The sequence below is a fragment of the Pseudoxanthomonas sp. 134C1 genome (genome assembly GCF_057773065.1).
In genome coordinates this window covers 1-10,853 of sequence record NZ_JBYMTH010000017.1, presented here as the reverse complement: position 1 = coordinate 10,853, position 10,853 = coordinate 1, and the positions used below count along the sequence as shown (strand labels likewise).

Annotated in this window: 9 protein-coding genes; 3 read left to right on the top strand and 6 right to left on the bottom strand. The window is 67.2% G+C overall.

The genetic code is table 11. From position 1 onward, the window contains the following. Positions 1 to 235: 235 nt before the first annotated feature. Both AC3DEZ_RS20365 and AC3DEZ_RS20360 read left to right on the top strand, forming a co-directional pair. On the top strand, positions 236 to 856 hold the full coding sequence (locus AC3DEZ_RS20365) for a hypothetical protein (protein WP_488389833.1): 621 nt from the start codon (positions 236 to 238) through the stop codon (positions 854 to 856). A gap of 15 nt (positions 857 to 871) precedes the next feature. Next, complete coding sequence (locus tag AC3DEZ_RS20360; protein WP_488389832.1) at positions 872 to 2,278, top strand: phospholipase effector Tle1 domain-containing protein; 1,407 nt, start codon at positions 872 to 874, stop codon at positions 2,276 to 2,278. Between the two features lie 128 nt (positions 2,279 to 2,406). Here the strand turns inward: AC3DEZ_RS20360 and AC3DEZ_RS20355 are convergent, their stop codons facing one another. The 4 genes from AC3DEZ_RS20355 to AC3DEZ_RS20340 all read right to left on the bottom strand — a co-directional run bounded on the left by AC3DEZ_RS20355 (position 2,407) and on the right by AC3DEZ_RS20340 (position 5,637). Next, the gene (locus tag AC3DEZ_RS20355; protein WP_488389831.1) at positions 2,407 to 3,816 is read right to left on the bottom strand and encodes a DUF2867 domain-containing protein; all 1,410 of its coding nucleotides are present in this window, start codon (positions 3,814 to 3,816) and stop codon (positions 2,407 to 2,409) included. Between the two features lie 40 nt (positions 3,817 to 3,856). Then, entirely contained in the window at positions 3,857 to 4,171 is a 315-nt protein-coding gene (locus AC3DEZ_RS20350; RefSeq protein WP_488389830.1) for a metalloregulator ArsR/SmtB family transcription factor, read from the bottom strand. A 212-nt stretch (positions 4,172 to 4,383) separates the two neighbouring features. Further along, positions 4,384 to 5,298 (bottom strand): peptidylprolyl isomerase, encoded by a 915-nt coding sequence (locus AC3DEZ_RS20345; protein WP_488389829.1) that lies wholly within the window; start codon positions 5,296 to 5,298, stop codon positions 4,384 to 4,386. Positions 5,299 to 5,364: 66 nt separating this feature from the next. Beyond that, a complete protein-coding gene (locus tag AC3DEZ_RS20340) occupies positions 5,365 to 5,637 on the bottom strand; it encodes a metal/formaldehyde-sensitive transcriptional repressor (RefSeq protein WP_488389828.1) in 273 nt (90 codons plus the stop codon). Between the two features lie 61 nt (positions 5,638 to 5,698). Here AC3DEZ_RS20340 and dmeF point away from each other — a divergent pair, with 61 nt between their 5' ends. Continuing rightward, positions 5,699 to 6,706: a CDF family Co(II)/Ni(II) efflux transporter DmeF gene (gene dmeF, locus AC3DEZ_RS20335; protein WP_488389827.1), complete on the top strand. Its 1,008-nt coding sequence runs from the start codon at positions 5,699 to 5,701 to the stop codon at positions 6,704 to 6,706. Between the two features lie 67 nt (positions 6,707 to 6,773). On the opposite strand, the gene AC3DEZ_RS20330 is transcribed toward dmeF, so the two are convergent. Next, positions 6,774 to 8,891, bottom strand: coding sequence for a prolyl oligopeptidase family serine peptidase (locus tag AC3DEZ_RS20330; RefSeq protein ID WP_488389826.1), 2,118 nt, complete (start codon positions 8,889 to 8,891; stop codon positions 6,774 to 6,776). A gap of 53 nt (positions 8,892 to 8,944) precedes the next feature. Beyond that, a partial coding sequence (locus AC3DEZ_RS20325) for a TonB-dependent receptor (protein WP_488389825.1) occupies positions 8,945 to 10,853 on the bottom strand: 1,909 nt, incomplete at its 5' end.

The window sequence follows — 10,853 nt, the reverse complement described above, 5'->3', positions numbered from 1 at the left end:
GCCAGGAGGCACCGCATGGGGTCCATTCCCCGTTCTCCCCGGGATGGGGGCGTCAGCTACTCCCCGGCCGATGCGCACGACCTGGACAGCGACCGCCAGGCCGAGGCGGCCCTGACGCAGATGCGCATGTCGGTCCGGTGGCGTTCCCCGTGTCACTTCGAGCTTTCAATGTGCGTTGCATGCGAACGGCCGACGCACTAGCGTCGTCCGGCACGGAGTTCAGGACCCCCCTTCCATGGCACGACGCCTTTCTTTCCGCATCGCCCGCATCGCATTGCTTGTCCTCACCCTGACCGGATGCCAGAGCACCATGTCTTCTTCCATCTCGACGGATGGCTTTCCCTCTCGATTGCCGGACGGCTGGCACACCAACGTCGGCGCCGAGTGGCCGCTGAAGTTCCAGGGTCACTACTTTCGCGCTGTCTGCTATAGCACCTATGGGTGCCGGGTCCACTATGGTCGTTACTACCCTGGCGATCATCCCGACGATGTCCTCCAGATACCGTCCAGTTCCGTAAACAACTACCCGGACAATCTCCGTGCGAGTTGGGGGCCCTTTCCCAACTTCCCGCCCCCGGCGAAGGTGACCTGGCGCTCCCGGGATGGCACGGCGCATGAGGCTGACATCGACATCGGCGAGATATTCAAGGACCAGCTGATTCGTCACCACGTGGCCCGTGAAGACGTCAACGAACCGGCGACAAATGGCATCACTGAAATCATCCTGGAAGTCAACGATCGCACCATCCATGTCTATACGCGGACGGGTATTTGGCTGAAGAAGCCGAGGTTTCCGGATAGACCACTCAGCAATGTTCAAAGAGACCTCATCCAGGTCTTCAGTCAAACCTACTAAGCCAGGAGGCACCGCATGGGGTCCATTCCCCGTTCCCCCCGGGATGGGGGCGTCAGCTACTCCCCGGCCGATGCGCACGACCTGGACAGCTACCGCCAGGCCGAGGCGGCCCTGACGCAGATGCGCATCCCGCTCCTGCTGCAGACGTCCAACCCGCACCAGCGGCTGTTCATCGCCGCCCTGGACGGCACCGGCAACAGCATGTTCGACGACAAGCCGGAGCATTGGAGTGTCGTGGCGAAGGTGGCCTATCAGATTGAAGAACGTCAGCGTCAAGGCTTGAACGGCATTGCTGTCGGCTACGTCGAAGGCACCTTCACCCAGACCGGCCTGTGGAAGACCCCGGCCCGGCTCTGGGATGGCCGCTTTGGCCACACCTTCGACGAACGGGTGGAGATGGCGTACTTCCAGTTGTGTGACCAGACTCGAATCTGGTTGGAGGAAGACCCCCAGGCACAAATCCGGGTGGCCGGCGTGGGCTTCAGCCGCGGCGCCGAACAGGTGGCCGCCTTGCAGCGCCTGGTGGAGGAGCGCGGCCTGCGGGACACCGACGGCGCCCGCTATACCGTGAACCGCGAGAACCTGATAACCCACATCCGCTACGCCGACCGCCCGCTGCTGGTCGAGCCCGGCCGGACCCTGCAGGCGGCGCTGCTGTTCGACCCGGTCTCCACCGGGGTGCGGGAACACGACCGGCGGCTGCCGCCGTCCACGTTGTCCGTCCTGCAAATCACCGCCGAGGATGAGCGGCGCAACCTGTTTCCCGCCACTACCCACCTGCCGCCCGGGTTCAGCGAGGCCGGCCGCCACTACCACGCGGTGGTGGGCGGCAGTCACAGCGACATCGGCGACACCTATGCCCGCAACGGCCTGGGCACGTTGAGCTTCAACCTGGGCGTGGGCTTCCTCAACCGGCTCAGCGACCGGCCTTACCTGCGTCCGCGCCCGGTGCCCGAGGACCCGGCCCAGTTCGTCGTGCACCGCTCCGAGCAGCACATGCGCGGGCTGTACGGCACCGGCCGCTACGACCGGCAGGGCGAGCGCGGGCAGGTGGACCTGCTGGGGCCGTCGGCGCCGTGCCGGACCGACGCGGTGAGCCACTGCCGCCAGAAGGCGCCCGTCGACGAGCAACGGGAGGAGCAGGTGGAGCGCCGGCCGGCGGCGCCGTCGGCGCGTGGGCCGGAGGCGGCGTTCCTGGACGGGTTGGTGGGGCGGTTGCACCGGAGCCTGCTGACCGGCGACGACCGGGGTCTGTCGGCGGTCATCGACGATTACCTGCACAGTCCGGCCAGCCTGCGGTTCCGCGAGGCGGTGGCCCAGGGGCAGGCACGCCTGGAAGCGCAGGCGGCGCCGACGCGCCCAGACCCGCCGCCGGCCGAGCCTGCGCCACCGGTCCAGGGACCCCACGTCATGCGCAGGTAGAGACGCCTCGAAAAAGGCAGTTCTTCTCTTAAGGGATAAAGAAATACGACAGTGTTGATGCCGATGTTCTCTCTGTAGCCGGCCCATGCCGGCCGGCTATGAGCCGATGACGTCGTACGCTGCCCGCCTCAAGCGAACAGGCCGTCGCTGGCGATAAACGCTTCACTGCGCTCCGCGGCTTTCTCCACCGCCATCCTCAACATCGCCGGCGCCACGTATTCGCGGTGCACGTGATCGATCAGGGCCAGGTAGACGTGGCCGAACCGGTTGCTGCAACGCACGCGCGTGCCGAGACTGATGTCGATGCGATCGTCGGACACGATCGTGACACCGACGCAGGAACGGAACACCAGATGACGATCGTCCGCGCCGAGCACCACTTGCGCGTCGCGATCCCCATCGTTGGTTCGCTGCGCCAGCACCGGGAAGCGATCCAGGAACAACTGATCGTGACGAGTCGACAACAGCGAGGACACCGGACAACCCAGCGGCGAAGTACGCAGGCGCAGCGGCCGGACCAGCACATTGCGCAACTTCATCAGCGCACTGACGCCGGCCGGCCGATGTTGCAGGAAGCCGTCGAGCACGTCGCCCAGGACCTGCGAGGCGCGCAGGCCGTGGAATCCGCGACCCCGCACGCTCAGCACGAAGGTGTCCTGATGATCGAATCCCTGCGCGAGTTTGCCGTGCAACAGCGAGCCGGCCGGCGGCGTGGATAGCGCGACCACCCGTGGCCGGCGACCGACGATGAAACCGGCGGCCGGCCGCCAGCCGGACACCAGGCCACGCACCCGGCCGAGCACGCCACGCACGGAGGTGCACAGCTGCTCTTTGCGGCTTCCGGGTGCGGCGTCGAACGCCAGCGCCACGGTCGGGATGCCTGCGTCGTCGATGGGCCGTTCCGCCAGCAGGGCGCGCACCGGTTCGGGCAGCAGTTCGGTCAGTGATGCCAGGTTCGATTCGCCACTGAGCACGCGGGTCCGTTCCGTCTCCGGCAGTGGTCCGCTCAGCTCGTCGGTATGGCAGGACAGGGCGAAGAACACCGGATGCCGCGAGCCGGCACGCGGCGCGACGAACTGGTGCCAGGCGCCGTCGCCGAAGCGCACGGTGAACAGGCTGTCCGGCGGCAATCGGACGTGGTGCAGCGCGTCGAAGAAGCTGCGCGGGTCGGTGGCGATCTGCGCGTCCGAGGCGGTGGAGAAGCGCAGCAGCGCGCCGCCGCTGCCGGTGACCGCGGTGAACACGCGATGGCCGGCGTGGCGATGGAACGGATGGCCCTGCGGGCCCACCGCGAAGGTATAGAGCGCGGTGGCGTCGCCCCTGTCGAAATCCGTGCCGGCCAACTTGGTCGAAGGCTCATCGAGTTCGTCGATGAAATGCGGATGGGCGCGCTGGCGCGCCGTGGCCTCGGCGAACATGCGATCACCCGCGCCGTGGCCGAGCTGGGCGATCAGGAAGACTTCCACCGGCAGTCTGCCCGCGCGCGAACGAATGTGGGCGTGGGGGAAGGTGGCGACCGGTTCGGCGGTGCTGGCCATCGGTGGAATCCTTGTCGGTGACGGCGGAAGAATGGGGAGATCAGCCCGGCCTGATGGCGCGCTTGCGCGCCTCGCGCTTCAGCGGCCGGGCGGTGGGGCAGATTTCGAAGGCGAATCCGGTGAGCGTGTTGACCAGACTGTCGGGCATCAGCCGATAGACGACGAACTGCCCGCGTCGCTCGCTGCTGACCAGGCCGGCGTTCTCCAGCACCGAAAGATGCCGCGAGATGGCCGGCGCGCTCATCTCGAAGCGCTCGGCGATCTCTCCCGCGGTCAGTTCCTGCGCGGACAGGTAGGCGAGGATTTTCCGCCGGGGGCGGGACGCCAGGGCTTCGAAGATGTGATCGACGGCCATGTAAGGATTTAACCAATTAACGTATTGGTTAAATAATGGGTGTCGCACCCGGGCGCTGTCAAGTCATCCGTCCATCCGTGGCCGGCGCCACGGGTGTGGCGCGCCCGGAATGCACGGAGGCAGTCTCCGAGAAGGCAAAGCCCCTGCCCCCGCATGCGGGGGCAGGGCTGGCAGGAACATCCCGGGGTGCGGTAGTACGCCCCGGAACCGGATCACGCCTTCTTTGGCGTGCGCACCGGCAGCGGCACGTTGCACAGGTCGATATGGCCGGCCGGCCGCACGTACCAGCCGTCGCGGCGATTGCGGCGCGCCTCGGTGGCATCGGTGAAGGTCTTCGAGTCGGTGCGCAGCAGCTGCAGCGCGGTGCGCTCGGCTTCCGGCACGTCGCTGGCCAGACGGATCGCCTTGATCGGCGTGTAGTCGGCGGGCTTGTCGTACATGCCCATCGGATCCGGGCCGCGCTTGATCACGCTCAGCAGCTCCATGCCCTTCACCACCCGGCCGACCACGGTGATGTTGCGATCCAGCTGGCGCGGCGACTGGCCGATCACGACGTACAGTTCGGTCGCGTTGCTGCTGTCCGGCGCGGTGTCGCGACCGGCGCCGAGGGTGCCGTAGCAATGCGCCATCCATGCCTGGCCGGTGGCCGGATCGCGGCCGGCCTGGAAGCCGTCGACGAACCCGACCTGCGGCGCCCAGCCATCGGCGTCGGGCAGACGATCGAAGCGCAGCCCTTCGGCCTTGCGTTCGAACTCCGCCGGCAGCTTGGCCTTGGCGGTGCCGATCGACTTGCGCTTGGCTTCGTCTTCGGTCGGATCGCCGAACTGCACCACCCAGTTGTCCTGCGAGCGGTAGATGTTGAGGCCGTTCCAGAAGCCCTGGTGGGCCAGCGTGCGGATGTTGCCGACATGCTCGGGCGCGAACGCCGGCGCCAGTTCGATGATCACCCGGCCGCCTTCCAGTTCCATGTAGAGGGTGTTGGCCGGATCCAGGCTCCGCCAGTCGCTGGCAGGCGAGGCGTCGAGGATTTCCTGGGCACTGCGGTACTTGGCCGGTTCCGCGGCCGACAGCGGCAGGGCGGCGGCCAGCGCCACGGCGAAGGCGAGCAGGGTGGTGCGCAGGGACATGGGCGATCCGTTCCGGTGATGGGATGCCCGGATTCTACGCACAGCGGCGGCCCGGTGGCGCGGCGCCTACTTGAAGTAGCTGCGCAGCATGCCGGCCAGCGCCTCGCCTTCGGCCTGACGGGTATCGGCGTCGTCTTCGGCGACCAGATGCTCGTGCAGGTGATCGTCGAGCAGGGCCAGCATCAGCGATTGCGCCGCGCCGCGCACGGCGGCGGCCTGAGTCAGGACCGCCAGGCAATCGGTGCTTTCGGCGATGGCCTTGTCCAGCGCTTCCACCTGCCCCTTGAGGCGACGGACGCGGGTCTGCAGGCGGCTGCGATCACGGCTGATATGCGACATGTCGCGACTATACCCCTGGGGGGTATAGAATGCGAGCGTCTCCCGCCCCCGTTCCGCCGCCATGCCGCTGCTCGCCGCCGCCGCCGCCCGCCGCCATGACCATGTCTTCGACGATGGCAATCCGCTGGCCGAACGCAACACCCGCCGCGCGGTGCTGCTTACGGCTGCGATGATGGTCGTCGAAATCGCCGGTGGCTGGTACTTCAACTCGATGGCGTTGCTGGCCGATGGCTGGCACATGAGTTCGCATGCGCTGGCGCTGGGCCTTTCGGTGTTCGCCTACCGGTTCGCACGTCGCCATGCGCGCGATCGCCGCTTTGCGTTCGGCACCTGGAAAGTCGAGGTGCTGGGCGGCTATACCAGCGCGATCCTGCTGCTCGGCGTGGCCGCCCTGATGGCGTTCCAGTCGATCGAACGCCTGGTCCATCCAGTGGCGATCCACTACCGCGAAGCCGTCATCATCGCGGTGGTGGGGCTGGGCGTGAACCTGATCTGCGCCTGGTGGCTGAAGGACGGCCACGCGCATGGTCACGATCATCATGGGCGCGATCAGCACCGGCATGGGCACGGACATCTTCATCATGATCACCACGCCCCTTCCCATGGCGAGCGCCATGCGCATGGCGCTCATGCTGACGGCCATCACCATGATCTGAACCTGCGGGCAGCCTATCTGCACGTGGTGGCCGACGCGGCCACCTCGATGCTGGCGATCGTCGCGCTCGTCGCGGGCTGGATCTGGGGCGCGCGCTGGATGGATCCGGTGATGGGACTGGTGGGCGCTGCGCTGGTGCTGATCTGGGCCTGGGGCCTGCTGCGGGCGAGCGGGCGCGTGCTGCTGGATGCGGAAATGGATGCGCCGGTGGTGGCGGAAATCCACGAGGTGATCGCCGCCGAGCCGGAAACCGAAATCTCGGACCTGCACGTCTGGAGGGTCGGCCGCGGCAAGTACGCCTGTGTGGTGACGCTGGTGGCTTCACGGCCACGTTCGCCGGACCATTATCGGCGGGCATTGCAGGTGCACGAGGAACTGGCGCACGTCACGGTCGAGGTGCATTCCGGCGCCTAGCCACCGGATGAAGGTGATACTCCCGGCGTGGAAGAGAGAGCATCCGCACCGGGAGTATCGGGAACTGCTATGGCTGTTGCGGCATGAGCCGTGCGATCAGGAAGCTCATCCGCATCGCCATCAGGTCCGGGTTGCGCAGAGCATCGCTGACGCCGTGCCCACCCTCTTCGTCCTCCAGGAAATACACCGGTGCCCCGACCGCCGCGAGCCTGGCCGCCAGTTTGCGGGCATGGCCCGGACCCACGCGATTGTCTTCGGTAGAGATGGTCACCAGGAACGGCGGATAGTGGGTGCCTTCGCGTACGTTCTGGTAGGGGGAGTACGCCAGCATCGCGCGCGCCTCATCCGGTTTGTCGGGATTTCCATACTCGTTCATCCAGGCTGCGCCCATGCCCATGTGGCGCATGCGGATGAGATCGGTCAGCGGTACGTCGCTGATCACCGCGTTGAACAGGTCGGGGCGCTGGGTTCCCAAGGTCGCGGCCAGAAGGCCGCCATTCGAAGAGCCGAACACGCCGGTCTGTGCCGGGGTGGTGTAGCCATCACGCTGCAGCTTTTCGATGACCGCGATGAAGTCGTCGTAGGAGTTCTGCCGCTGTTGGCGCATTGCCGCCCGATGCCAGGCCTCGCCGCGTTCGTTGCCGCCGCGTGCCGCCGGAATCACCAGCGAACCGCCGCGATCCAGCCACAGCTTGAATGCCGGTCCGCCGACGATGTAGCCGAAATGGCCTGGCCGGAAGGACGTGGCGAACGCCGCGTAGCCGGTGACCAGCAACGGCTGCGGCCGGGACGGCGCCTGCCGGGGTCGCAGCAGGAAGTAGTCCACCGGGGTTCCATCCTTCGAGACCGCACTGCCGATCTCGGTGATGTAGCCGGCACCCTCGTACATCACCGGATCGCGGGCGAGCAATGCCGGAGGATGTCCTTCGCGATGCAGTTCCTGGCGGCGCGGGGTGGTGAAGCCGTCGGTGGTGACGATCAGTTCCTCACCGCCGCGCAGGCTCACGGTGTCGCCGGGATCGGCCTGGAAGATCTCGCGGGTGGTCCAGCCGGAGTCCCCCGGCGCTGCCATCAGCAGCCGCTGGCGCAGGTTGCGGTTGCTGACCAGCGCGACCTTGTCGCCAATCGAGACCACATCGGCCTTGCCGTTGACGAACTCGCCCTGTCCGGGCGTGAAGACCACACTCGCGCGTTTGCCTTCGGCCAGCGCATCGTCCAGGGCGTAGGCGAGGATCGTTTCGGCTTCATGGTGGCGGCCGTCCACGGTCGCCGCATTGCCCAACTGCACGATGACATGATCCTGGGTAACGTCGATGGTGCCCATCGGGGCCAGGTCGCGTGGCAGGGGGAGCAGATGGCTCCGCCCATCCGGTTCGACCACATGGATCTCGAAGGTCGAGTAGTCCAGGGCGCGGGTGATCACGCCACGCGGTGCATGGGGATCCCGGCTGGCCGACAGTTGCAGGATGGCGTCGCCGGCCTCGCCCTCGAAGACGATCTTCGCTTGGGCCAGCGGCTGACCGCGTTTCCACAGGGCCACCTGCGCCGGCCAGCCGGCCGCCGTGCGCGGACGGCCATCCGTCGTGGTCTCCACGAGCACGCGGTCCGCGCCCATCCAGTGGGCGAACGCGCGCGAACGGGGCACCTGGAAGCCTGCGGCGACGAAGTCCGCGCGGGCCAGGTCGAATTCGCGGATTTCCACTTCGTCGCCACCGCCCGGTGACAGCCGCAGCAGGCAACGTGCGGTTTCAGCCAGACAGCTGTTGCCCAGGTCATAGGCCTGCAGTTCGAAAGCGATGCCTTCCTTGTCGCGCATGCGGGCCACGTCCAGGACGGTCTTCCACTGCGGCAGCGGCACGCCGTTGCGATCGCGCGCGGTCGTCTGCAGCAGGCCATAGGGGTGGTTGGCGTCCTTGAGGAAACGCAGGGCGCGCTGGCCGAGCAGCACCACGTCCGGCTCGGCCGGCCGTGCTTGCAGCAGATCGCCCAGTTCCTTGCGGACGGCGGCGTAGGCGGGCAGCGTCTGCAGGGTGGCGGTGGAGGACTGGGTGGTCTGGCGTGCCCAGGCCAGGGCGCGCTCGTCGTGGGGTTGTTCCAGCCATTCGTCTCGGGCGTCGCTGGCCGAAGCCAGTGCCGCGGTGCAGCCCAGCGCGAGTACCGCCAGGCTCATCATGTTTCTGATCATGCAAGGTTCTCCAGGGTGCGTGCGGGGCGTCCTCGCGGACGCCCCGCGTGCCGTCAATAGTCGTAGCGCAGGACGATGCCGAAGGTGCGCGGACGCAGGCGATTGGCGATACCGGCGGCGGTGCGCGCATTGAGCGCGCCATCGTCGTCGGTGAGGTTTTCGCCGTAGAGATATCCGGACCAGCCGTTGGGCGATTCCAGGCCGACGCGCGCATTGGCCGAGGTCACCGCATCGCCGGGCGTGCCGGCGGTCAGCGCGGTTTCGCGGCGCGAGTCGTGCACCACGCCCGCCCGGGCGATGCCTTTCAGGCTGTCGCCGATGGGCCAATTGTAGGCGGCCGAAGCACTGAAGCTCGTCTTGGGCACGTTGTACACCGGCGTGCCCTTGTTCAGTGGCGTGCCCGGGACATCCTCGGCGTAGGTGGCGTCGATCCAGCTGCCACCGATCTGCAGCATCCACGCGCTGTTGGGCGTATAGATGAGGTTGGCCTCCACGCCCTTGTTCTCGGTGCCCTTCGAGTTGGTCAGGCCGTTGATGCTGGAGGTGATGGGCACGCGCACGGCGACATCCTTCCAGTCGCTGTAGAACAGCGCGCCTTCCAGCATCAGCTTGCCGTCGGCCAGCAAAGACTTGGCGCCGAGTTCATACGTCAGGATGCTGTCCGGGGCGATCGTCGCCGGCAGGTCGATGCCGTTGGCCTCGGCCAGCAGGATCGAGGTGATCGGCTGCAACTGGCCGGAGCGGAAGCCGCGGGCGACGCTGGCGTAGAGGGTGGTGTCGGCGCTGGGCTTGAACGACAGCGCCACGCGCGGATTCCAGCTGTCGAATTTCGCGTCCAGGGTGGAGGTGCGGTTGGTGGACACCGAGACGGCGTCCACGTCGTCCTTGAAATAGCGCAGGCCCGCGGTCACCGACCAGGCCGGGTTCGGCAGCTTGAGGGTGGCTTCGCCGAATACCGCGTAGGCATCGTTGAACTGGACCGATCGGCTGGGCGGCACGCCGCCGACGCTGGAACGATCATGGCGATCGGCCTTTCGCAGGTAGTAGCCGACGGTCCAGTCCAGGGCGCGCTCGCCGGTGGAGGACCAGCGCAGCTCGTGGGTGCGCACGCCAATCTGGATGTTGCTCACATAGGTGGTGGTGGGGTTGAGCATGCCGTCGTTGGCATAGGTCAGGTCCGCGTCGGCGAAGGAATAGAACAGCTGCGAGCCCTCGAACGCGTAGCTGGTGGACAGGCTGGCCACGTCCCATTCGTCGGTGTTGGCATAGAAGGAATTGGTGGTGCGGTTGTCCAGCGAACCGTTGCCGCCGCCGGGGGCGTCGGAGTCGTACTTCCAGTAGGCCAGGTCCAGGTTCCAGCGTTCGGTGGGGGTGAAGCGCAGCTTGACCCGGCCGGTCTTGACCCGCTGTTCGTTGATGTCCTTGCGGCCGGTGTTGGCATCGTCAATCCAGCCGGAGAGCGATTCGTCGGTCACCGCCACGCGCGCGGCCAGTTTGTCCTTGACCAGGGGGACGTTGAGCATGGCCTTGCCGCCCCAGCCGTTGCCGCCGTCGCGGGTGCTGGAGGTGGAGGCTTCGAAGGCCGCGTCGAAGGCGTCCATGTCCGGCTTGCGGGTCAGGGTGCGCACGGTGCCGCCCATGGAGCCTTCGCCGAACAGGGTGCCCTGCGGGCCCTTGAGGATTTCGACCCGGTCGATGTCCCAGGAGCGCACTTCCGGGTACCAGGGCACGGTGACGCCGGTGAAGGGGATGTCGTCCAGGTAGTAGCCGTTGTCGTTGCCGCCCAGCGAACTGGAGACACCGCGGATCTGCACCTGCAGGAATCCCATGCCGTTGTCGACGGCGCCCGCGCCGGGCGTCATGGCGATGATCTCGGCGACCTTGCTGATGCCCATGGCGTTGATCTGCTCACCGGTGACGGCGGTCATGGCGATGGGCACGTCGATCTGGCGCTCGTCGCGC

Bases quoted from the DNA above. Each gene is read 5' to 3' on its own strand.
- AC3DEZ_RS20365 (WP_488389833.1), top strand. From the start codon at position 236: ATGGCACGACGCCTTTCTTTCCGCATCGCCCGCATCGCATTGCTTGTC.
- AC3DEZ_RS20360 (WP_488389832.1), top strand. From the start codon at position 872: ATGGGGTCCATTCCCCGTTCCCCCCGGGATGGGGGCGTCAGCTACTCC.
- AC3DEZ_RS20355 (WP_488389831.1), bottom strand. From the start codon at position 3,816: ATGGCCAGCACCGCCGAACCGGTCGCCACCTTCCCCCACGCCCACATT.
- AC3DEZ_RS20350 (WP_488389830.1), bottom strand. From the start codon at position 4,171: ATGGCCGTCGATCACATCTTCGAAGCCCTGGCGTCCCGCCCCCGGCGG.
- AC3DEZ_RS20345 (WP_488389829.1), bottom strand. From the start codon at position 5,298: ATGTCCCTGCGCACCACCCTGCTCGCCTTCGCCGTGGCGCTGGCCGCC.
- AC3DEZ_RS20340 (WP_488389828.1), bottom strand. From the start codon at position 5,637: ATGTCGCATATCAGCCGTGATCGCAGCCGCCTGCAGACCCGCGTCCGT.
- dmeF (WP_488389827.1), top strand. From the start codon at position 5,699: ATGCCGCTGCTCGCCGCCGCCGCCGCCCGCCGCCATGACCATGTCTTC.
- AC3DEZ_RS20330 (WP_488389826.1), bottom strand. From the start codon at position 8,891: ATGATCAGAAACATGATGAGCCTGGCGGTACTCGCGCTGGGCTGCACC.